The sequence below is a fragment of the Streptomyces sp. NPDC058758 genome (genome assembly GCF_042746075.1).
Taxonomy (GTDB): Bacteria; Actinomycetota; Actinomycetes; order Streptomycetales; family Streptomycetaceae; genus Streptomyces.
In genome coordinates, this window is the sequence record NZ_JBHYPS010000008.1 from 21,122 (window position 1) to 42,108 (window position 20,987).

The following is a 20,987-nucleotide window of genomic DNA, read 5'->3' on the forward strand; positions in this document are numbered from 1 at the left end:
GGAGCCCGGCCGGGTTCCCGGCAGGAAACCCGGCCGGAAACCCCTCCGGAAGCCCTTGCGAAACCGCCGCCGAAACGGCTGAAACTCCTGCCATCCGGAAGGGACCTTTACCAAAACCGCCCCATGCGGCGGCTCGGACTGGTCAACTTTGTCTCGGGGGTAACGAGCAACGCGGGGTACAGCACCACACGCATCACACAGGAGGCCGCCGGTGAGACGAGCGCGCCCAGGGGCACTGCCCCGCGGGACGGCCGAACGCGCCCTGACGAGTGTCGAGGCCGGAGCCGACTTCGACGCCGCACGGGACAGGGCCACGGAGGGCAGGAGCACAGCAGCCGAGCCGGGGACACGGGACGGCGGCGCGGGGGAGCGCCCCCTGTCCAAGCTGTGGCACGTCACCCTCAGCGTGTCCGGCGTCGAGTCACCGCTGAAGGAGGTGCGGCGCGGGCTCGAACAGCTCGCCCACGACCACCCCTTCCTGCTGACCAGCCGCTACGCCAACGACCACGCCGAGATCCGGTACTGGGAGGAGGCCCGCGACCTGCACGACGCGGCCGCCGTCGCCCTCCGGCTCTGGGGCGAGCACCGGCAGACCGCGAAGCTCCCGCCGTGGGAGATCGTCGGCCTGGAGGTCATCGACCGGGAGACCTACCACCAGCGGATCGCGGAGGGCTACGGCCCGCCGCCGGCCGCCCCGGTCGGAGTCCACCCCTACTGACCGGCCGGGGGCCCGGGTCCTGACGGGCCGGGCCCCCGCGGTCCGTACGGTGGCACGGGCGCGTCTCGCACTGCGGGATGCGCCCGTCGTACGTGCGGGCCCGGCCCGCCCGTGCCAGTACCCTGCGGGCATGACCTCGCTCACGCCCCTCGACAACCTGAACCCGGTCACCCGGGCCGCCTACCAGGCCCGTGGCGCCGCCGCACAGATCGCGCCACTGCCGCGCTCGGCCAAGGACGACGCCCTCCTCGCCATCGCGGACGCCCTCGAAGTCCGCACCGCCGAGATCGTCGAGGCCAACGCCGAGGACATCGCCAAGGCCCGCGAGGCCGGCACCAGCGAGTCGGTCATCGACCGGCTCACCCTCACCCCCGAGCGGGTCCGCGCCATCGCCGCCGACGTCCGCCACGTCGCCGCCCTGCCCGACCCGGTCGGCGAGGTCGTCCGCGGCTCCACCCTCCCCAACGGCCTCGACCTCCGCCAGGTCCGCGTCCCCCTCGGCGTCGTCGGCATCATCTACGAGGCCCGCCCCAACGTCACCGTCGACGCCGCCGCCCTCTGCCTCAAGGCCGGCAACGCCGTCCTGCTGCGCGGCTCGTCCTCGGCCTACGCCTCCAACGCCGCCCTCGTCACGGTCCTGCGCGACGCCGTCGGCGGCGCCGGGCTGCCCGCCGACGCGATCCAGCTCGTCCCCGGCGAGTCCCGCGACTCCGTCCGCGAGCTGATGCGCGCCCGCGGCCTGGTCGACGTCCTCATCCCGCGCGGCGGCGCCTCGCTCATCCGCACCGTCGTCGAGGAGTCCACCGTCCCGGTCATCGAGACCGGAACCGGCAACTGCCACGTCTACGTCGACGCCGACGCCGACCTCGACATGGCCGTCGACATCCTGATCAACTCCAAGGCCCAGCGGGTCAGCGTCTGCAACAGCGCCGAGACCCTCCTGGTCCACCGGTCGATCGCCGACGCCTTCCTGCCCCGCGCCCTCGACGCGCTGGCCGAGGCCGGCGTCACCGTCCACGGCGACGAGCGGGTCCTCGCCCACGCCGGGAACACCAAGGCCACCGTCGTCCCGGCCACCGCCGAGGACTGGGAGACCGAGTACCTCTCCTACGACATCGCCGCCGCCGTGGTCGACTCCCTCGACAAGGCCGTCGAACACATCCGCATGTGGACCTCCGGCCACACCGAGGCCATCGTCACCACCTCGCAGGCCGCCGCCCGCCGCTTCACCCAGCTGGTCGACTCCACCACGGTCGCCGTGAACGCCTCCACCCGCTTCACGGACGGCGGACAGTTCGGCTTCGGCGCGGAGATCGGCATCTCCACCCAGAAGCTCCACGCCCGGGGCCCCATGGGCCTTCCGGAGCTCACCTCCACCAAGTACATCGTGACCGGCGACGGTCACATCCGGTAACACCACCCCGCACACCTCCTTTCGGTACGGGCGGGGAGACTTCGCACTCTCCCTGCCCAAAAGCACGTCCCCGGTCTACTCTGAATCCGTGCCGGACGACGTGGGGGGCAGGCCGTCCCCGAACGGCTGGGAGCCCGACGACGAGCGCGGAGGCGCCGACGAGGGCCGCTGGGACGTGGTCCTGGACGAGGAGTTCGTCCGGGCAGCGGCCGTCCACGAGCCGACGGCCGTCGAGCGACTCCTCGCCGCCGCCCAGGCCCGCGCCGAAGCGGAATCCGCCCGCGCCCGCGCGCTCAGGGCCGCCGGCGACGACGACCTCTACGACGAGGGCCGCGACCCCGTCGGCCTCACCTACGAGCCCGACGACGTCGGCGACGACGCCAGCCCCTACGGCCGCCACGGCGGCGCCCTGCGCCCCTACCGGGGCAGTGCCCGCTGGCACCGGCCCGTCGCCTGGCTCCTCGCCCTCCTCATGGGCATCGGCATGGTGGCCCTCGCCTTCAGCGCCGTCTACCGCGGCGCCGCGGCCAACCGGCAGGACCAGGTCCCCCCGGCCTCCACCGGCGTCGACCAGCCCAACCCGGGCCCGCCCGCCGCCTCACCGGTCGCGGGCCCCCCGGCACCCGCCCTCACCGGCACCCCGGCCACCGCCGCCGCCCCGCCGGCCTCCACACGCCCGCCGGCCGTCGGCCGGACGCTCCCGCCGGCCTCCGTCGCGCCCCGCACACCCTGACATCACCCGGGCGGCCGTCCCCGCCGCAGGGGCCGTCACCCCGACGGCGGAAAACTTCCGAACTTGTCGTGTACCTGGGCGTTTACCGAAGCCCCCGCCGACCTACTCTGAAGGTATGGCAGGGCGTGGCGACCCGCCTGAGGGGAATCCCGAGGGGCTCCCCGGCGGTGAGGACGAGTACCGAGCCGTCGTCTTCGACGAGGCGTTCGTCCGCGCTGCCCACCTCCAGGAGTTCTCGGCCCGGGAACGGATGGGCGAGCACGCGCTCGCCGTCCGCGACCGCCCCGGCCCGGCCGGCCGCCGCGCCGGCTCCGGACAGGCCCTCCTCCTGGTCCTGCTGATCCTCCTCGCCTTCGGCACGGCCGCCTATCTCGGCCTGCGCAACCCCTACCAGCCGCCGCTCGACCAGCGCGCCGAGCCGCTGCGCACCACCGTCGTCCCCCTCGCCCCGCAGGGCCCCGTCCCCGGCGGCGACCCCGCCCGGCTCCTCGCCCGCAGCCCCGCCGCCGAGTACCGCACCGGCGCCGCCGGCATCAACCTCCCGGTCGCCGCCCGCACCACCCACTTCTCCGAGGGCCAGGTCGTCACCGCCCTCAGCATCGCCAAGGACTACCTCGTCGCCTCCTCCCTGGAGCCCGAGGTCCTCGCGGGCCGGACGGTCCGGCCCGCCCGCCTGCTGCTCGACCCCGATCAGCTCGCCCAGTTCGACCGCAGCGTCGAGTCGCCCGCCGACGACGGCCGGCACGCCCTCGCCGCCTGGGTCGTCCGCTTCGACCCCCGCCGGGTCTCCGTCGCCGAGCCGGCGCCCCGCGTCCAGGGCACCCTGCGCTTCGCCGAGGTCGCCCCCGACACCCTGGACGTCACCGCCGACCACACCTTCACCTACGCGCTGCGCCCCGCCGCCCAGGGCTCCGGCGAGCCCGCCGCGGCCTCCCTCTTCACGGTCCGCCGCATCCTGCACTTCCGCTTCGACCGCGAGGACCTGCGGATGCACCGGGCCGAACTGCTGACCAGCACCGTCGAGGCCGGACCGCAGGCCTGCGGCGGCGACACCGGCGGCGGACTCGAACCGCTCCTCGCCGGAGCCGAGGCCCCGGCGGGGACGGGACCGGCCCTCACCGACCCCTACGCCGCCGACCGGTCCGGGGCCCCCGCCCTCTGCGGAGCCCTCGCCCCGGCGGCCCAGCCCCGGACCTGACGGCCGGGCTGACGCCCGGGCGCCGACTACCCCTCGGAACCCCCGCCCGGCTCCTTGCCCGCGTCCTTGCCGGGCTCCTTCGGGGCGCCGCCGCCGAACACGGTCCGCAGCCGTCCGCCCAGGTCGCCCGCGAGGTCCCCGGCACCGCCGGCTATGTCCCCGACGAGCTTGAACAGCGGATCCTTGCTGTCCCTCACCGTCTGCGCGTAGTGCCCGGCCGACTCCCGGAAGGAGTCCGTGACCGAGGCGTCCTTGTCCTCCGAGCGCTTCGGGTAGTGCCCGTCCATCAACCGCTGGTGGTCGCGGCTCTCCGACCACTTCTTCAGCTCCGCCGCCCGCACGGTGGTGAACGGGTGCGAGCGCGGCAGCACGTTGAGGATCTTCAGGACCGAGTCCCGCAGGTCACCGGCCTTCTCGTACTCGTCCGCCTGGGCGAGGAACGCGTCCACGTTCATCTCGTGCAGGTGGTTGCCGCCGGCGAGCTTCATCAGCCCCCGCATCGAGGCCCGGAGGTCCTGCCCCACCAGCAGCCCCGCCCGGTCGGCCGACAGCTCCGACTTGCGGAACCACTCGCGCAGCGCGGTCACGATGGCCATCACCGCCACGTTCCCCAGCGGGATCCAGGCCACCTTCAGCGCCACGTTCGTCAGGAAGAGCAGCACCGTCCGGTAGACCGCGTGGCCCGACAGGGCGTGGCCGACCTCGTGGCCGATCACCGCCCGCATCTCCTCCTCGTCGAGCAGCTCGACCAGCCCGGTCGTCAGCACGATCACCGGCTCGTCCAGGCCCACGCACATCGCGTTCGGCACCGGGTTCTGCGTCACGTACATCGGCGGGACCCGGTCCAGGTCCAGGATGTAGCAGGCGTCCCGCAGCATGTCGTTGAGGTGGGAGAACTGCGCGTCGCTCACCCGGACGGAGTCGGAGAGGTAGAGGAGTCTGAGGCTGCGCTCGGGCAGCAGCCCGCTCAGCGCCTTGAACACCGTGTCGAAACCGCTCAGCTTCCGCAGCGCCACCAGCGCCGAACGGTCCGCCGGGTGCTCGTAGGCCCGCGAGGAGATGCCGGGGAACCGCTTGCGCTGCCTGCTCGGCACGCTCCCCCGCTGGTTCCCGCCGTGGTTCTCGGTCATGAACGCCCCCTGCCCATCCGTACGAGTCGGTACTCGTCCCCCTGACGCGTCCCACCCTAGGCGAGGGCGCTACCGTGGGCGGAGGGCCTGTGGACAACTCGGGCCCTGTGGACAACGAGGGAGCACGACCCGCATGCCGGACACCGCCGCAGCCACCGCCGCCCTCACCGGGATCGCCGCAGCCGCGCAGCAGGGCCCGGGCGACACCCTCCGCATCGTCCTGCTGATCTCCATGGTCGGCGGCGCCCTCCTCGCCTGGTTCCTGCTCCGCGGATACCGGAGCGGCGAGAGCGCCGACCGGCCCGCGGACACCCCCGCCCGAGGGGCGTCCGGGGACGCCGGGGACGCCAACGCCTGAGTCGGCGTGAGACAGCCGGGACGGCCCGCATACGATGTGCGCGAAGTCTCCGCTCCCACCCCCGATCGGATAGGTCCCGCCGAAGATGAGCCTCCACAGCACCGCCGCCAACCTCGTCACGCTTGCCTCCGAGGGCGCCGAGCACGGTGGCAACCACGACAGCCTCAACCCGTACGTCACGGGCGGTGGCGCCTTCCTCGCGCTGATGCTGCTGCTCTGGATCACCACCCGCTTCAACCGCGACCGCTGAACCGGACGCCGACCGGGAGGCCGCTGAGCCGGCGTCCACCGCCGTGCCAGTAGGCTCTGCACGCATGGGAGAGCAGGAAGTGCCTACTGGCGGCAGCGGCAAGCGCCGCCTCGGCGTGATGGGCGGGACGTTCGACCCGATCCACCACGGACACCTGGTGGCGGCCAGCGAGGTCGCCGCCCTGTTCCACCTGGACGAGGTGGTCTTCGTACCGACCGGCGAGCCGTGGCAGAAGAGCCACAAGGCGGTGTCGCCCGCCGAGGACCGTTATCTGATGACGGTCATCGCCACGGCCTCCAACCCGCAGTTCTCGGTCAGCCGCATCGACATCGACCGCGGCGGCGCGACGTACACCATCGACACCCTGCGCGAACTGCACTCCCTCAACGGCGACGCCGACCTCTTCTTCATCACCGGCGCCGACGCGCTCTCGCAGATCCTCACCTGGCGCGACGCGGAGGAGTTCTTCTCCCTCGCCCACTTCATCGGCGTCACCCGGCCGGGCCACGACCTCACCGACGACGGGCTGCCCAAGGGCGGAGTCTCCCTCGTCGAGATCCCCGCCCTCGCCATCTCGTCCACCGACTGCCGCGCACGGGTCGCGAAGGGCGACCCCGTCTGGTATCTCGTCCCGGACGGCGTGGTCCGCTACATCGACAAGCGCCAGCTGTACCGCGGCGAGTGAGTCCCGGGGAGGGGCACCGGTGAACGACCAGCAGAACCCGTACGACCCGTACCACCCGCAGCCGCAGATCATCGGCTACGACGCGTACGGGCAGCCGGTGTACCAGCAGCAGCCGGCCCAGGCCCCCCAGCAGCCCGCGTACGACCCGTACGCGGGACAGCAGCAGTCCCCGTACGGCTACGACCCCTACGCCCAGCCCCAGGCCCCCCAGCAGCCCGCGTACGACACCTACGCGGGGCAGGGCCAGGGCTATGCCCAGCAGCCCGGCTACGACCCGTACGAGGCCTACGGAGGCGGGCAGTGTCAGGCCGCCGAGCCCGCGGCGCCCGTCACCGCCGCCCCGGCAGGCGTCCCCGGCCAGCGGCCCGCCCCCGAGCCGCCCGCCGCCGCGCCCGCCGCCCCCGCGGCGCCCCGCCGGGCGGAGGCCGGCGACGACCGGGAGTACCGCACCGAGCAGTTCTCCTTCATCGAGGAGCCCGACGAGGACTCCGAGGACGTCATCGACTGGCTCAAGTTCACCGAGAGCCGCTCGGAGCGCCGCGAGGAGGCCCGCCGCCGAGGCCGCAACCGGGTGATCGCCCTCGTCGTCGTCCTGGTCCTCGCCACCGTCGGCGGCGTCGGCTACCTGTGGTCCGCCGGCATGCTCCCCGGCACCGGCGACTCCGCGCAGAAGGACCAGGCCGCCGCCGGCGGCCCGCAGCGGCGCGACACGATCGTCCTCCACCTCCACGACACCCAGGGCGGCGGCACCTCCACCGCCCTCCTCGTGGACAACTCCACCACCAAGCAGGGCACCACCGTCCTGCTGCCCAACGCCCTCGCCGTCGCCGACACCGAGGGCGCCGCCACCACCCTCGGCAAGTCCGTCGAGGAGGACGGCTCCAGCGGCACCCGCGAGGCCCTCGACACCCTCCTCGGCGCCAAGATCGCCGGAACCTGGCGCCTGGACACCCCGTACCTGGAGAACCTCGTCGAGTACCTCGGCGGCATCGAGGTCGACACCGACACCACCGTCCCCGACCCCCAGGGCAAGAAGGGCGCCGACCCGCTCGTCACCCGGGGGGAGCAGCAGACCCTCACCGGTCGCGCCGCCGTCGCCTACGCCACCTTCCGGGCCGCCGGCGAGGCCGAGGCCAAGCAGCTCCAGCGCTTCGGCCAGGTCGTCAACGGCCTGCTCCGCAAGATGCCCAGCGACGCCGCGAACGCCACGACCGCCGTCGAGTACCTCCAGCAGATCGCCGACCCGTCCCTCCCCGAGAAGGACCTCGGCGCCTCCCTCGCCAAGCTCGCCGAGCACGCCAAGACCGGCGCCTACAAGACGGCGCTGCTGCCCGTCGGCCAGGACGGCGCGCTCGCCGAGGGCACCGGGGACAGCGTGGTCAGGGACATCCTCGGCGGCAAGGTCACCGCCCTCGACGCCAGTGGCGTGCCGCGCGTCTCGATCAAGGACGGAACCGGCGAGGACGCCGTCGAGGCGGCCAAGGTCGTCCTGATCAACGGCGGCTACGCCTTCGTCGGCGGCAGCAGGACCGAGAGCCGGGCGAAGTCCGAGGTCGTCTACGGCGACGACGCCCAGAAGGCCACCGCCGCCGAGGTCGCCGAGACCCTCGGTCTGTCGGCCGGATCCGTCACCAAGGGCAAGCCCGCGGGCACCGCCGCCGTCACCGTCGTCCTCGGCCGGGACTACGAGATTCCGGGCGCCCCGTAATCGTTTGCGGGGTCGTCGGCGGTCCGTGAGACCCTGGAGGGGTACTGGACCGCCGACGAAAGCCTGCTTGTGACCGCCACGGATCGCTCCATCGAGCTCGTCAACGCCGCCGCCCAGGCGGCGGCCGACCGGCTCGCTCACGACATCATCGCGTACGACGTCAGCGACGTGCTGTCGATCACCGACGCCTTCCTGCTCGCCTCCGCGCCCAACGACCGCCAGGTCAAGTCGATCGCCGAGGAGATCGAGGAGCGGCTCCAGAAGGAGCTCGGCGCCAAGCCGGTGCGCCGCGAGGGCGACCGCGACGCCCGCTGGATCCTCCTCGACTACGTCGACATCGTCGTCCACGTGCAGCACAGCGAGGAGCGGGTCTTCTACGCCCTGGAGCGGCTGTGGAAGGACTGCCCCGAGCTGCCCCTGCCCGAGGACGCCCTCAAGACCCGCGGCAAGGCCGCCGAGCACGCCGCGCTGACCGGCGCCGACCTCGACAGGGCGGACGGTGAGCTGAGCTGAGCGCCGCCAAGGGCGGCGCCGGCCGCCGTATCGTCCTGTGGCGCCACGGCCAGACCGCCTGGAACCTGGAGCGCCGCTTCCAGGGCTCGACCGACATCGAGCTCACGGAAGCCGGCGTCCACCAGGCCCGCCGGGCCGCCCGGCTGCTCGCCGCCCTCCGCCCCGACGCGATCGTGGCCTCCGACCTGAAGCGGACGGCGGCCACCGCCGCCGAGCTGGCCGCCCTCACCGGTCTGGCCGTCGCCCACGACGCCGCGCTGCGCGAGACGTACGCGGGGGAGTGGCAGGGGCTCACGCACGACGAGATCGTCGCGCGGTTCGGCGAGCAGTACGCCGCGTGGAAGCGGGGCGAGCCGGTGCGCCGGGGCGGCGGCGAGCTGGAGACCGAGGTGGCCGACCGGGCCGCCCCCGTGATCCTGGAGCACGCCGACAAGCTCCCGCAGGACGGCACCCTGGTCGTGGTCAGCCACGGCGGCACCATCCGCACCGCCATCGGACGGCTCCTCGGGCTGGAGCCCCACCACTGGGAGGGTCTGGGCGGCCTCTCCAACTGCTCCTGGTCCGTCCTGGGCGAGGGCGCGCGCGGCTGGCGCCTCCTGGAGCACAACGCCGGCTCGCTGCCCGAGCCGGTCCTCGGCGACGACACCTGACGCCCCGGACCGGGCCCCAGGGCCCGGATTTCACTTTCCGGCAGGTCACAGGCTAAAGTTCTTCTTGTTCGCAGCGCTGAGCGTGAAGAACACGAGGGGCTATAGCTCAGTTGGTAGAGCGCCTGCATGGCATGCAGGAGGTCAGGAGTTCAATTCTCCTTAGCTCCACAGTCACCGGATCCCGTCCCCCAGCAGGGGGGCGGGATCTGTCGTTTCGTCACTTCTGGGCCGCCGCCCGACCATGGCAGAATCGGGTCCGCCGGAGGGGGGACCGGGTCCGGACGGGAGGGTGGCCTTTGGGTGCGCACAGGCGGAAGTGCGACTGGTGCGGCAGCGGCACGCCCATCGTGCGGGACATGGACCCCGTCAACCCCGACTACCAGTACTGGTGCGAGGAGTGCGCGCGGGCGCTGATCATAAAAGGCGACCCGATCGAGACCTACCGCGAACTCGAGGGGGAGCCGATCTACGGCCGGCTCCTCGACGAGCACTGCACCCTCAAGCGGTTCTACTCCTTCGCCACGGCCTGAGGTGCCACGGTCCGGGGCGCCGCCGACCGTGGCGCCACCCCAGCCCGGGGCTCCCGGTCCGCGACGGCCTCCCGGAGGGCCTCCGGGGCGTCCGCGGCACCCGTCCGGCGCGTCCGCCACACCACCAGCGCGTACCCGGCGAAGACGGCCGTCGCCGTGAGCGGATAGACCGCCGACAGCAGCATCTGGCCCGCGTTCTGGTCGAGTTCGGGACGCCCCGGGTCGTGCGGCACCCACCACAGCGCGAACGACGCGAAGGCGAGCGCCACCGCGCCCGTCACCGGCCACGCGCGCGTGGCGCGGTCGTACAGCAGGATCAGCAGCGGCACGCACCAGACCCAGTGGTGGGACCAGGAGATCGGCGAGACCATCAGCGCCGTGAACGCGGTGACGAGCACGGCCACCGCCTTGTCGCCGCGCACCGCCGCCCGCACCGCGAGCGCCATCGCCGCGCCGCCCAGCAGCACCGCCGCCGCCAGCCACCACGGGCCGGGCGCGTCCGTGTGCATCAAGCGGGCGAGAACCCCGCTGAGGGACTGGTTGGCGGTCTCCTCGGCGTGCCCGACGCGGCCCGTCTCGAACAGCGTCCGCGTCCAGAAGGTCCTCGAGTCCGAGGGCAGCGCCACCACCATGGCCAGCGTGGTGGCCAGGAAGACGCCGGTGGCCGTCAGCGCGGTGCGCAGCCACGGGTTCACGCCCCGGTCCCGCCGCCACAGCAGCAGGCCCGCGGCGAGGAGCAGCACCACGAAGAGCCCCGGTGTGAGTTTCACCGCGGTCGCCAGGCCGATGCCGAGGCCGGCCCAGCGGCTGCCCTCGCGGCGGGTGAAGTCCCACAGCACGGCCACCGCGACCAGCAGGTTGATCTGCCCGTACCGCAGGGTCGTCCACACCGGCTCGCACCAGACCACGGCCGCCGCGACCCACAGCGTCGCGCGCCACAGGTCCGCCCGCCGCGCGGGCGAGGCGAGCGCCGGCCGGACCAGCTGGAGCGAGAGCCGCACCAGGGCCAGCACCAGCAGCAGGTTCCCCGCCGTGGAGAGCGTCCGCATCAGCGGGACGCCCACCAGGGTCAGCGGCAGGAACAGCACGGCGGCGAACGGCGGGTAGGTCATCGCCAGGTTCGCCGAGGTGGCGCGCATCGCGTACAGGTCGCCGCCGGACCGCAGGGTCTCGGCCTCGGCCCGGTAGACCATCACGTCGAGCATGTTCACGTGGGCGACGCGCTGCGCCACCCAGAAGGCCGCGAACGAGACCAGGCAGACCGCCGCGGCGGCGACCAGGGGCCACGGCCGGGCGCGGGACGGGGAGGGGGAAGGTGCGGAGGGGGACACAGGGGGCGACCCTACCCGGAGCCTCCGACGGGACCGCGGAAACGGATTTGGAGTTCTGCCCGGCGGCCGGTTAATGTTCTGTCCGTCGCCGCGAGGAAGCCCGAGAGGGAGCCGGACGGAGACGATCACGAGGGGCTATAGCTCAGTTGGTAGAGCGCCTGCATGGCATGCAGGAGGTCAGGAGTTCAATTCTCCTTAGCTCCACAGAAGGCAGACGGGCCATCCTTACCGGATGGCTCTCCGCGCTTCTGCGGTAGGCTGAACGCCGCACGTGAGGGGCTATAGCTCAGTTGGTAGAGCGCCTGCATGGCATGCAGGAGGTCAGGAGTTCAATTCTCCTTAGCTCCACAGAAGAGAAGAAGCGGGTCATCCGGATCGGATGGCCCGCTTCGTCGTTCCCGGCCGCCCCGTGGACGTCGCTGCGGCCCCTGTGGGCGCTGCGGTACCCTGGCGCCATGCGTGCCGTACGCCTCCTGCTTATCGAGCCGCGCTGACCAGTCCCGACGGGCGGAAGAAACCCCGTCGGAGTCGGCGCGGCGTCCCCTCCTGTGCGAGGGGATTTTTCATTTCGTGGCAGTTCGTGGCAGTGGGCAGAGACGATCGATGGAGCTTCTAGGACCATGACCGAGATCAACACGGCCGCCGAGACGGCGGCCCCGCATCGCTACACGGCGGCCATGGCCGCCGACATCGAGGCACGCTGGCAGGACGTCTGGGACGCCGAGGGCACCTACGAGGCGCCGAACCCCTCCGGCGACCTGGCGGGCGACCCCGAGGTCGCCGCCCGGCCCAAGAAGTTCATCATGGACATGTTCCCGTACCCCTCCGGTGCGGGCCTGCACGTCGGCCACCCGCTCGGCTACATCGCCACGGACGTCTTCGCCCGCCACGCGCGCATGACCGGCCACAACGTGCTCCACACCCTCGGCTTCGACGCCTTCGGCCTGCCCGCCGAGCAGTACGCCGTGCAGACCGGCACGCACCCGCGCGTGTCCACCGAGGCCAACATGGAGAACATGAAGGCCCAGCTGCGCCGGCTGGGCCTGGGCCACGACAAGCGCCGGTCGTTCGCCACGATCGACCCGGACTACTACAAGTGGACCCAGTGGATCTTCCTCCAGATCTACAACTCCTGGTACGACACCGAGGCCGCCAAGGCCCGCCCGATCGCCGAGCTGATCGAGCAGTTCGAGAACGGCACCCGCGAGATCCCCGGCACCACGCGCGCGTGGTCCGAGCTGTCCGCCGCCGAGCGCACCGAGGTCCTGGGCGAGTACCGCCTCGCGTACGCCTCCGAGGCGCCGGTCAACTGGTGCCCCGGCCTGGGCACCGTCCTCGCCAACGAGGAGGTCACCGCCGACGGGCGCTCCGAGCGCGGCAACTTCCCCGTCTTCAAGTCCAAGCTGCGCCAGTGGAACATGCGGATCACCGCCTACGCGGACCGGCTGCTGGACGACCTCGACGGCCTGGACTGGCCCGAGGCCATCAAGCTGCAGCAGCGCAACTGGATCGGCCGCTCCGAGGGCGCCCGCGTCGACTTCCAGGTCGGCGACACCGGTGCCATCACCGTCTTCACCACCCGCCAGGACACCCTCTTCGGCGCCACCTACATGGTGCTGGCGCCCGAGCACGACCTGGTCGAGAAGATCGTCCCGGCCGCCTGGCCCGAGGGCACCCACGACGTGTGGACCGGCGGACACGCCACGCCCGCCGAGGCCGTCGACGCCTACCGCAAGCAGGCCGCCTCCAAGTCCGATGTGGAGCGGCAGGCCGACGCCAAGGAGAAGACCGGCGTCTTCACCGGCGCGTACGCGACCAACCCGGTCAGCGGCGAGCGGGTCCCCGTCTTCATCGCCGACTACGTCCTCATGGGCTACGGCACCGGCGCCATCATGGCCGTCCCCGCCCACGACAGCCGCGACTTCGCCTTCGCCCGCGCCTTCGAGCTGCCGATGCGCTGCGTCGTCGAGCCGAGCGACGACCGCGGCACCGACCCGGCCGCCTGGGACGACGCCTTCGCCTCGTACGAGGCGAAGCTGGTCAACTCCGCCAACGACGAGATCTCCCTGGACGGCCTGGGCGTCGTCGAGGCCAAGGAGCGGATCACCGCCTGGCTGGCCGACCGCGGCATCGGCGAGGGCACCGTCAACTTCCGCCTCCGCGACTGGCTGTTCAGCCGCCAGCGGTACTGGGGCGAGCCCTTCCCGATCGTCTACGACGAGGACGGCGTGGCCCACGCGCTGCCCGAGTCGATGCTCCCGCTGGAGCTGCCCGAGGTCGAGGACTACTCGCCGCGGACCTTCGACCCGGACGACGCCGACACCCGGCCGGAGACCCCGCTGTCCCGCAACGAGGACTGGGTCAACGTCACCCTCGACCTGGGCGACGGGCCGAAGAAGTACCGCCGCGAGACCAACACCATGCCCAACTGGGCCGGCTCCTGCTGGTACGAGCTGCGCTACCTCGACCCGCACAACGACGAGAAGCTGGTCGACCCGGCCGTCGAGCAGTACTGGATGGGCCCGCGCGAGGGCATGCCCACCGGCGGCGTCGACCTGTACGTCGGCGGCGCCGAGCACGCCGTGCTGCACCTGCTGTACGCCCGCTTCTGGTCCAAGATCCTCTTCGACCTGGGCCACATCTCCTCGGCCGAGCCCTTCCACAAGCTCTACAACCAGGGCATGATCCAGGCCTTCGTCTACCGCGACGCCCGGGGCATCGCGGTGCCGGCCGCCGAGGTCGAGGAGCGCGACGGCGCCTACTGGTACGAGGGCGAGAAGGTCAGCCGCGTCCTCGGCAAGATGGGCAAGTCCCTGAAGAACGCCGTCACGCCGGACGAGATCTGCGTCGAGTACGGCGCCGACACCCTGCGCCTGTACGAGATGGCGATGGGCCCCCTGGACGTCTCCCGCCCCTGGGACACCCGCGCCGTCGTCGGCCAGTACCGGCTGCTCCAGCGGCTGTGGCGCAACATCGTCGACGAGGCGACCGGCGAGGTCACCGTGGTCGACACCGCGCCCGACGACGACACGCTGCGCGCCCTGCACAAGGCGATCGACGGCGTCGCCCAGGACATGGCCGGGATGCGCTTCAACACGGCGATCGCCAAGATCACCGAGCTGAACAACCACCTGACCAAGTCGGGCGGCGCGATCTCCCGCCCGGTCGCCGAGCAGCTGGTGCTGCTGGTCGCCCCGCTCGCCCCGCACATCGCGGAGGAGCTGTGGCGCCGCCTGGGCCACGCCGACTCGGTCGTCCACCAGGACTTCCCGGTCGCCGACCCGGCGTACGTGGTCGACGAGACCGTGACCTGCGTCGTGCAGATCAAGGGCAAGGTCAGGGCCCGTCTGGAGGTATCCCCGTCGATCTCCGACGCCGACCTGGAGGCGCTGGCCCTGGCCGACCCGCACGTCGTCGCGGCCCTCGGCGGCGCAGAGATCCGCAAGGTGATCGTGCGCGCGCCGAAGCTGGTGAACATCGTGGCCTGAGTGCCGCGACGGGCCTAGGGGTTTCCCCTACGGGCAGGTTGGGGGTTCCGATGGAACCTCCGGCCTGCCCGTTCCGTTTACCGTGGAAGAACCACAGCCGTGGGAAGCCGACGCAGCCCGAGGAGCGACGCACATGGAAGCCACGATTGTCACGATCCTGGCGCTGCTCTTCCTCTCGTTCGTGGCGCTCGGGGTCTACGCCACGGTGAAGGTGGCCAAGGCGGCCAAGCGCGGCGTCGACCGGACCCTCGACCAGGCCCGCCGCACCGTCGAGGACACCACGCTGCGGGCCAAGAGCTTCGGCCAGGCCGGCGTCGCCGCCGAGCTGGCCAGGCTGCGGCTCTCGCTGCGCACCTCGATGCGGGCCACCCAGGACGCCCTCCAGGCGGGGGCCGTCGAGGACGCCTCGCTGCGGGAGTCCCTCGACCTCTTCGCCCGCCTCAGCGCCCACGGCCGCGAGCTGGACGAGGACCTCAAGCGCCTGGAGCGGGAGCCGGACAGGGCGTACGTGGCCGGCCAGCTGCCGGAGCTCACCAAGCGGACCGAGCGGATCACCGGCTCGGCCGACGCGCTGCGGCAGGCCGCCCGCGACCGGGCCCGGCGCTTCGCCGAGGACGACCTGGAGACGCTGAGCGCCCAGATCGACGTCGAGACGGGCGCGCTGCGCCACTGGACGACCACCGAGGGCCGGGAAGCGACCGGTGCCGGTCCTGAGGCCGCGCAGACGGCCTGGTACGAGTCGGCCCCCGCCCCGCAGGAACGGCCGCAGGCCGGGGAGACGCCGCAGGCCATCACCGCGCCCGACCCCCGGGCGACCCCGTACCCGTGGGAGAAGACGGCCCGTCCCGAGTCCGCCGGCTGACCGCCGGACGACGGACGCCGGGGGCCGAGCGGGTCACCCGAGGGCTCGCAGGGCGGGCTCCGGCCGGGGCCGGGCTGCCGAGCGGCGGTCGCTGCGGGTAACCTCCCGCTCATGTCCCGGCATGTCGCGATCGTCACCGATTCAACGGCCTACCTGCCACCCCAGACGATGGAGCGGCACGCCATCACCGCGGTCCCGCTGACCGTCGTCATCGGCGACCGAGCCCTCCCGGAGGGCACCGAGATCTCGGCCAGATCGCTCGCCGAGGCGCTGCAGAAGCGGCGGGCCGTCACCACCTCCCGGCCCAGCCCCGAGGTCTTCGCCGCCGCCTACCGCGAGGCCGCCGAGGCGGGCGCGCGCGGCATCGTCTCCCTCCACCTCTCCGCCGAGGTCTCCGGCACCTACGACGCCGCCGTGCTCGCGGCCAAGGAGGCGCCCGTCCCCGTACGGGTCGTGGACACCCGCATGATCGGCATGGCCCTCGGCTTCTGCGCCCTCGCGGCGGCGGAGGCCGTGGAGGCCGGCGGCTCGCTGGAGGAAGCGGTCGCCGCGGCCGAGAAGCGCGCCGGGGACACCTCCGCGTACTTCTACGTCGACACCCTGGACTATCTGCGCCGGGGCGGCCGGATCGGGACGGCGCAGGCGCTGCTCGGCTCCGCGCTGGCCGTGAAGCCGCTCCTCGAACTCGACGGGGGCCGCATCGAACTGCGGGAGAAGGTGCGGACCGCGTCGAAGGCGATCGCGCGGCTGGAGGAGCTGGCGGTCGAGCAGGCCGGCTCCGGCCCCGTCGACATCGCCGTCCACCACCTCTCCGCGCCGGAACGGGCCGAGGCGCTGGCCGAACGCCTCCGGGAGCGGGTGCCCGGCATCGCCGAGCTGCACGTCAGCGAGGTCGGCGCGGTCATCGGCGCGCACACGGGGCCGGGGCTGCTCGCGGTGGTCGTCTCCCCGCGCTGAGATCGGCCCTCTCACCCTTGTGGGTGAGGGAGTTGTCCACAGGTGCGGCGCTCTCCCCAGAAGTCGGCGGGCGACGGCACGGGGCTGTGGCGGGTCCTACCGTCGCAGACATGGATCTTCGTACGGCTTCCTCGGCCGCTTCTTCGGCTTCCGGAGCTTCTTCGGTTTCATCGGCTTCTTCGGACGCTTCGGCTTTCCCGGGGGCTTCGGCTGGTCCCGGTTCTTCGGGTCCCTCGGTTCGTTCCTGGGCCAGGCCCGGGGCTGCGGGGCCCCGTCGGGGCGCGCCGCCCGGGAGGGCGCGGCGGCGGGCCCGGGTGCGGCGGGTTCTGGCGCCGCCGGGTGCGGCCGGGGGCGGGGCGGGTGCCGTACGGGAGCGGGGCGACGCGCTGTTTCCGCCGCCGGTCTCGGAGCCGCCGGTCTCGGAGCCGCCGGTCTCGGGGCCGGTGGTCGATGTGCCGGCGGTCGTCGGGGCGGGGGAGCGACGGTGGCGGGCGGCGGTGCGGGAGCGGCTGCCGGTGTGGGTGCAGACGCGGTGCGGGCTGGAGCCGAGGTCGCTGGCGGCGCTCGCCGTGGTGCTGGGGGTGGCGGCCTGCGCGGCGGGCGGCTTCTTCTGGGCGGGGCGGCCGGAGCCGGTGCGGGCGCCGGAGCTCGTCCGGGTCGCGCCGGTGGCGGCTTCGCCCGCCTCGGCGGCGGCCGGTGCCGGTCCTGAGGGGGGCGCTCCCACGAAGGTCGTCGTCGACGTGGGAGGGAAGGTCCGCAGGCCGGGCGTGCTGACCCTGCCGGCCGGGTCGCGGGTCGCGGACGCGCTGCGGGCCGCGGGCGGGGTGCGGGAGGGGGCGGACCTGACGGGGCTCAACCGGGCCCGGGTCCTCTTCGACGGCGAACAGGTGCTCGTCGGGGTGCCCGGAGCGCCGCCTGGCGGGCCGGGGCCGGGCCCCGGGCCGGGTGGGGGTGCGGGCGGGGACGGGGTGCCGTTGAGCCTCAACACGGCGACGGTCGAGCAGTTCGACGGGCTGCCGGGCGTGGGGCCGGTGCTCGCGCGGCGGATCGTGGACCACCGGACGGAGCACGGCGGGTTCCGCGCGGTGGAGGAACTGCGCGAGGTCGACGGGATCGGCGAGAGGCGCTTCGCGGACCTCCAGCCGTTGGTGCGGCCGTGACGCGGGAGGAGGCCGAGGTGGCGGCGCTCGCGGAGGAGGAGGTGTGGCGCGAGGAGCCGGTCGATCTGCGGCTCGTCCCGCCCGCGCTGGCGGCCTGGGCGGCCGCCGCCGTGGCGCTGGGAGTGCCCGGCTGGTGGGTCGTCGCCGGGGTGGGGCTCTGTCTGGCCGGAGCGGCGGTGTCGCTCACGTCGGCGGGTGCCCGGTGGCTGCCCGGCGGACGGGATCCCGCCGCGGGCGGCGGGGGAGGCGGGGGCGGTGGGTCGCCGGGCCGGCGGCTGCGGGCCACCGCGTGGGCGGGGGTGCTGTTGTGCGCCGCGGCGGGCGCCGCCTCGGCCGGGCTGCACGCCGCCGACCTGCGGCGGGGTCCCGTGCCCGTCCTGGCGGGGGAGTACGGCCGGGCCTGGGTGGAGGTGACGGTGACCTCGGATCCCCGGCTCACCAGACCGCGGGTGAGCGGACGGGCCGTGGTGCCGGTGTCGGTGGTGATGGACGCCGAGGTGGTCCGGGTGGAGGGGGCGGGCGGAGCGGTCGTGCGGACCCGTGCGCCGGTGCTGTTGATCGTGCCTCCCGGGGACGGGCGGGACGCCTGGCTGGGGCTGCTGCCGTCCACGCGGCTCCGGGTCGGTGCCCGTTTCGCGCCGCCCAGGGAAGCCGGGGATCCGTACGCGGCCGTGCTCAAGGCCGGGACGGGGCCGCCGCGGATCGTGGGGCAGCCGAGCGGGCTCCAGCGGACGGCCGGCGGGCTGCGGGCCGGCTTGCGCGCGGCGACCGACGGGCTCGCCCCGGACGCGCGTGCGCTGCTCCCCGGGCTGGTCGTCGGGGACACCTCGCGGATCGGCACCGAGCTGCGGGAGGCTTTCGAAGCCACGGACCTCACGCACCTGCTGGCCGTGTCGGGAAGCAACCTCTCGATCGTCCTGCTGCTGCTCGTCGGGCGTCCGGGGCGGGCGCGGCAGGTGGAGCGGGGCGGGCTCGCGCCCCGGGTCGGACTGTCGCTGCGGGGTACCGCACTGGCGGGGGCGGGGCTCACGCTGGCGTTCGTGGTCGTGTGCCGGCCGGAGCCGAGCGTGCTGCGGGCGGCGGCCTGCGGGCTGGTGGCGCTGCTGGCGATCGCCACCGGCCGGAGGAGGTCGCTGCTTCCGGCGCTGGCCACCGTGGTCCTCCTGCTGGTGCTGTACGACCCCTGGCTGGCGCGGAGTTACGGCTTCCTGCTGTCGGTGCTGGCGACCGGGGCGCTGCTGCTGGTGGCGCCCGGGTGGAGCGAGGCGCTGCGGCGGCGCGGGGTGCCGGGCCGGCTCGCGGAGGCGCTGGCCGCCGCGCTGGCGGCGCAGGCGGTGACCGCGCCGGTCGTGGTGGTCTTCGCGGCCCGGATGAGTCTGGTGGCGATTCCGGCGAACCTCTTCGCGGAACTGGCGGTGGCGCCCGCGACGGTGTTCGGCTTCGCCGCGCTCGCGGTGGCGCCGGTGTGGGCGGCGGGCGCGGAGGGCCTGGCGTGGGTGGCGGGCTGGCCGGCCGGCTGGATCGCCGGGACGGCCCGGGCGGGCGCGGCGCTGCCGGGGGCGGAGCTGGCGTGGCCCGGAGGCTGGTGGGGAGGGGCGGCGCTGGCGCTGCTCACGGTGGCGGTGGTGGCCGGGGTGCGGCGGCTGCGGCACCGGACCTGGCCGGTGCTCGCGGTGGTGGTGCTGCTGGTGCTCGTGGTGGTGCGGCCGGTGCCGCTGGTGCGCTGGATCTCCGGCTGGCCGCCGCCGGGCTGGGTGTTCGCGATGTGCCAGGTCGGTCAGGGGGACGCCACGGTGCTCGCGGCGGGCGGGGGCGCGGGGGTGGTGGTGGACGCCGGGCCGGATCCGGCGGCGGTGGACCGGTGCCTGCGCGAACTGGGGGTGAGACGGGTTCCGTTGCTGGTGCTGACGCACTTCCACGCCGATCACGTGGCCGGCCTGCCGGGGGTGTTGCGGGGGCGGTCCGTGGGGGCGGTCCAGGTCACGGGGCTCGACGAGCCGCCCGGGCAGGCGGAGTTCGTCCGGCGCGTGGCGGGTGCGGCGGGGGTGCCGGTGGTGCGGGCGGAGCCGGGGGAGCGGCGCCGGATCGGGGCGCTGGAGTGGCGGGTGCTGTGGCCGCCGGCGGGGCCGGGGCCGGCGGACGGGGGTCCGAACGACGCCAGCGTCACGCTGCTGGTCCGGGGGCCGGGCGGGGTGAGCGTGCTGCTGCTCGGCGACCTGGAGCCGCCGGCGCAGCGGGCCCTGCGGCGGGCGCATCCGGAGCTGGGCGCGGTGGACGTCCTGAAGGTGGCCCATCACGGGTCCGCGCACCAGGACCCCGGCCTGACCGCGACCGTGCGGCCACGGCTGGCGCTGGTCTCCGCGGGCCGGGACAACGAGTACGGCCACCCCTCGGCCCGGACGCTGGAGGCCTTGCGGGCGGGTGGTGCGCGGGTGCTGCGGACCGACCGGGACGGGGCCGTCGCGGTGGCGGGCGCGGGAAGCGGGCTGGTGGCCGTGGCGCGGGGATGGTGAGCGGGGCGCGGGGTGGGAGCCGGGGCGAGGACGGTGACCGGGGCGGCGGCGGGGGGTGGTGACGGGGTGCTGGTCGGGGCGGAGGGGGCTTTCGTCGGGGCGCGGGTTCCTGGCGAGTGCTTCTAAAGGAATGCTTGTAAAGGAACTTTTCTATAGATAGCTTTAGGTCATGCCGGAGAACAGTGCGCCGCACCCCGAGGGCGCGACACCCCACAGCGTCAGGCTGACCGACCCCCGGGCCCTGCGGGCCTACGCCCACCCCCTGCGGATGACCCTGGTCGGCCTGCTGCGCCGGCACGGGCCGTTCACGGCCACCCGGGCCGCCGAGCTGACCGGCGAATCGGTGGCCAGCTGCTCGTACCACCTGCGGATACTCGCCAAGTACGGGCTGGTGGAGGAGGCGCCGGGCGGGCGCGGGCGGGAGAAGCCCTGGCAGGCCACCGCCCGCTACACCGAGTGGCCCGGATACAGCGAGGACCCGTCGGTCGCCCAGGCGACGGACGAGCTCAACGTGGCGGTCGCGGAACGCTACTTCGGGCGGTTCGCCCAGGTCGTGGGGAACCGGACGGGCGTCTCGAAGGAGTGGCGGGAGGCCGAGCTGTTCGGCGACTCCCTGGTGTACCTCACCCCCGGGGAGCTCACCTCCCTCGGGGAGCGGATCGACGACCTGCTCCGGGCCTACCTCGGCCGCGAGGAGGACCCGGAGGCCAGGCCCCCCGGCGCCCGGCCCGTCAGTTTCCTGAAGATCGCCTACCTGGACCCGGACCCCGAAGAGGACGAGGAGTGACA

General features: G+C 73.8%; 19 protein-coding genes and 3 tRNA genes. 20 read left to right on the plus strand and 2 right to left on the minus strand.

Annotated elements, in window-relative coordinates; all coding sequences use genetic code 11:
- The first annotated feature begins 211 nt into the window (after positions 1 to 211).
- The 4 genes from ACFW6A_RS12670 (at position 212) to ACFW6A_RS12685 (ending at position 4,063) form a co-directional block, all read left to right on the plus strand.
- Positions 212 to 718, plus strand: coding sequence for a hypothetical protein (locus ACFW6A_RS12670; protein ID WP_386640395.1), 507 nt, complete (start codon positions 212 to 214; stop codon positions 716 to 718).
- A gap of 130 nt (positions 719 to 848) precedes the next feature.
- The gene (locus ACFW6A_RS12675) at positions 849 to 2,132 is read left to right on the plus strand and encodes a glutamate-5-semialdehyde dehydrogenase (RefSeq protein WP_351851112.1); all 1,284 of its coding nucleotides are present in this window, start codon (positions 849 to 851) and stop codon (positions 2,130 to 2,132) included.
- Positions 2,133 to 2,220: 88 nt separating this feature from the next.
- Positions 2,221 to 2,865, plus strand: coding sequence for a hypothetical protein (locus ACFW6A_RS12680; protein WP_386640398.1), 645 nt, complete (start codon positions 2,221 to 2,223; stop codon positions 2,863 to 2,865).
- A gap of 115 nt (positions 2,866 to 2,980) precedes the next feature.
- Positions 2,981 to 4,063 (plus strand): hypothetical protein, encoded by a 1,083-nt coding sequence (locus ACFW6A_RS12685; RefSeq protein ID WP_386640401.1) that lies wholly within the window; start codon positions 2,981 to 2,983, stop codon positions 4,061 to 4,063.
- A 26-nt stretch (positions 4,064 to 4,089) separates the two neighbouring features.
- On the opposite strand, the gene ACFW6A_RS12690 is transcribed toward ACFW6A_RS12685, so the two are convergent.
- Positions 4,090 to 5,193, minus strand: a complete 1,104-nt coding sequence (locus tag ACFW6A_RS12690) for a M48 family metallopeptidase (RefSeq protein ID WP_386483724.1) — start codon at positions 5,191 to 5,193, stop codon at positions 4,090 to 4,092.
- Positions 5,194 to 5,326: 133 nt separating this feature from the next.
- Between ACFW6A_RS12690 and ACFW6A_RS12695 the strand changes: the two genes are divergently transcribed.
- The 8 genes from ACFW6A_RS12695 (at position 5,327) to ACFW6A_RS12730 (ending at position 9,887) form a co-directional block, all read left to right on the plus strand.
- A complete protein-coding gene (locus ACFW6A_RS12695; RefSeq protein ID WP_351851147.1) occupies positions 5,327 to 5,551 on the plus strand; it encodes a hypothetical protein in 225 nt (74 codons plus the stop codon).
- Positions 5,552 to 5,636: 85 nt separating this feature from the next.
- On the plus strand, positions 5,637 to 5,801 hold the full coding sequence (locus ACFW6A_RS12700) for a hypothetical protein (RefSeq protein ID WP_030494103.1): 165 nt from the start codon (positions 5,637 to 5,639) through the stop codon (positions 5,799 to 5,801).
- A gap of 64 nt (positions 5,802 to 5,865) precedes the next feature.
- Entirely contained in the window at positions 5,866 to 6,486 is a 621-nt protein-coding gene (nadD, locus tag ACFW6A_RS12705) for a nicotinate-nucleotide adenylyltransferase (RefSeq protein ID WP_351851102.1), read from the plus strand.
- A 19-nt stretch (positions 6,487 to 6,505) separates the two neighbouring features.
- The gene (locus ACFW6A_RS12710) at positions 6,506 to 8,194 is read left to right on the plus strand and encodes an LCP family protein (protein ID WP_386640404.1); all 1,689 of its coding nucleotides are present in this window, start codon (positions 6,506 to 6,508) and stop codon (positions 8,192 to 8,194) included.
- Between the two features lie 69 nt (positions 8,195 to 8,263).
- Positions 8,264 to 8,707, plus strand: coding sequence for a ribosome silencing factor (gene rsfS / locus ACFW6A_RS12715; protein WP_043221510.1), 444 nt, complete (start codon positions 8,264 to 8,266; stop codon positions 8,705 to 8,707).
- On the plus strand, positions 8,704 to 9,357 hold the full coding sequence (locus ACFW6A_RS12720; RefSeq protein ID WP_351851145.1) for a histidine phosphatase family protein: 654 nt from the start codon (positions 8,704 to 8,706) through the stop codon (positions 9,355 to 9,357). Before rsfS ends, ACFW6A_RS12720 begins: the two co-directional genes overlap by 4 nt.
- Positions 9,358 to 9,452: 95 nt before the next feature.
- A tRNA-Ala gene (locus tag ACFW6A_RS12725) sits at positions 9,453 to 9,525 on the plus strand.
- 188 nt (positions 9,526 to 9,713) lie between these two features.
- Entirely contained in the window at positions 9,714 to 9,887 is a 174-nt protein-coding gene (locus ACFW6A_RS12730) for a hypothetical protein (RefSeq protein ID WP_158718759.1), read from the plus strand.
- Here the strand turns inward: ACFW6A_RS12730 and ACFW6A_RS12735 are convergent.
- The gene (locus ACFW6A_RS12735; RefSeq protein WP_351851095.1) at positions 9,866 to 11,218 is read right to left on the minus strand and encodes a glycosyltransferase 87 family protein; all 1,353 of its coding nucleotides are present in this window, start codon (positions 11,216 to 11,218) and stop codon (positions 9,866 to 9,868) included. The two genes, ACFW6A_RS12730 and ACFW6A_RS12735, sit on opposite strands and share 22 nt — an antisense overlap.
- Before the next feature lie 131 nt (positions 11,219 to 11,349).
- On the opposite strand from ACFW6A_RS12735, the gene ACFW6A_RS12740 reads away from it, so the two are divergent.
- The 8 genes from ACFW6A_RS12740 (at position 11,350) to ACFW6A_RS12775 (ending at position 20,985) form a co-directional block, all read left to right on the plus strand.
- Positions 11,350 to 11,422, plus strand: a tRNA-Ala gene (locus ACFW6A_RS12740).
- Positions 11,423 to 11,493: 71 nt separating this feature from the next.
- Positions 11,494 to 11,566, plus strand: a tRNA-Ala gene (locus ACFW6A_RS12745).
- A gap of 272 nt (positions 11,567 to 11,838) precedes the next feature.
- On the plus strand, positions 11,839 to 14,706 hold the full coding sequence (gene leuS, locus ACFW6A_RS12750) for a leucine--tRNA ligase (protein ID WP_386640409.1): 2,868 nt from the start codon (positions 11,839 to 11,841) through the stop codon (positions 14,704 to 14,706).
- Between the two features lie 133 nt (positions 14,707 to 14,839).
- Positions 14,840 to 15,568, plus strand: coding sequence for a hypothetical protein (locus tag ACFW6A_RS12755; protein ID WP_351851089.1), 729 nt, complete (start codon positions 14,840 to 14,842; stop codon positions 15,566 to 15,568).
- A gap of 111 nt (positions 15,569 to 15,679) precedes the next feature.
- Complete coding sequence (locus tag ACFW6A_RS12760; RefSeq protein ID WP_386640412.1) at positions 15,680 to 16,525, plus strand: DegV family protein; 846 nt, start codon at positions 15,680 to 15,682, stop codon at positions 16,523 to 16,525.
- Positions 16,526 to 16,968: 443 nt separating this feature from the next.
- Positions 16,969 to 17,685 (plus strand): helix-hairpin-helix domain-containing protein, encoded by a 717-nt coding sequence (locus tag ACFW6A_RS12765; RefSeq protein WP_386640415.1) that lies wholly within the window; start codon positions 16,969 to 16,971, stop codon positions 17,683 to 17,685.
- Positions 17,682 to 20,198, plus strand: a complete 2,517-nt coding sequence (locus ACFW6A_RS12770) for a ComEC/Rec2 family competence protein (RefSeq protein WP_386640418.1) — start codon at positions 17,682 to 17,684, stop codon at positions 20,196 to 20,198. The genes ACFW6A_RS12765 and ACFW6A_RS12770 overlap by 4 nt, the downstream gene beginning before the upstream one ends.
- 169 nt (positions 20,199 to 20,367) lie before the next feature.
- On the plus strand, positions 20,368 to 20,985 hold the full coding sequence (locus tag ACFW6A_RS12775; protein WP_386640421.1) for a winged helix-turn-helix domain-containing protein: 618 nt from the start codon (positions 20,368 to 20,370) through the stop codon (positions 20,983 to 20,985).
- Positions 20,986 to 20,987 lie beyond the last annotated feature (2 nt).

Bases quoted from the DNA above. Each gene is read 5' to 3' on its own strand.
- ACFW6A_RS12675 (WP_351851112.1), top strand. From the start codon at position 849: ATGACCTCGCTCACGCCCCTCGACAACCTGAACCCGGTCACCCGGGCC.
- ACFW6A_RS12685 (WP_386640401.1), top strand. From the start codon at position 2,981: ATGGCAGGGCGTGGCGACCCGCCTGAGGGGAATCCCGAGGGGCTCCCC.
- ACFW6A_RS12690 (WP_386483724.1), bottom strand. From the start codon at position 5,193: ATGACCGAGAACCACGGCGGGAACCAGCGGGGGAGCGTGCCGAGCAGG.
- ACFW6A_RS12695 (WP_351851147.1), top strand. From the start codon at position 5,327: ATGCCGGACACCGCCGCAGCCACCGCCGCCCTCACCGGGATCGCCGCA.
- ACFW6A_RS12700 (WP_030494103.1), top strand. From the start codon at position 5,637: ATGAGCCTCCACAGCACCGCCGCCAACCTCGTCACGCTTGCCTCCGAG.
- nadD (WP_351851102.1), top strand. From the start codon at position 5,866: ATGGGAGAGCAGGAAGTGCCTACTGGCGGCAGCGGCAAGCGCCGCCTC.
- ACFW6A_RS12730 (WP_158718759.1), top strand. From the start codon at position 9,714: ATGGACCCCGTCAACCCCGACTACCAGTACTGGTGCGAGGAGTGCGCG.
- leuS (WP_386640409.1), top strand. From the start codon at position 11,839: ATGACCGAGATCAACACGGCCGCCGAGACGGCGGCCCCGCATCGCTAC.
- ACFW6A_RS12755 (WP_351851089.1), top strand. From the start codon at position 14,840: ATGGAAGCCACGATTGTCACGATCCTGGCGCTGCTCTTCCTCTCGTTC.
- ACFW6A_RS12760 (WP_386640412.1), top strand. From the start codon at position 15,680: ATGTCCCGGCATGTCGCGATCGTCACCGATTCAACGGCCTACCTGCCA.
- ACFW6A_RS12775 (WP_386640421.1), top strand. From the start codon at position 20,368: ATGCCGGAGAACAGTGCGCCGCACCCCGAGGGCGCGACACCCCACAGC.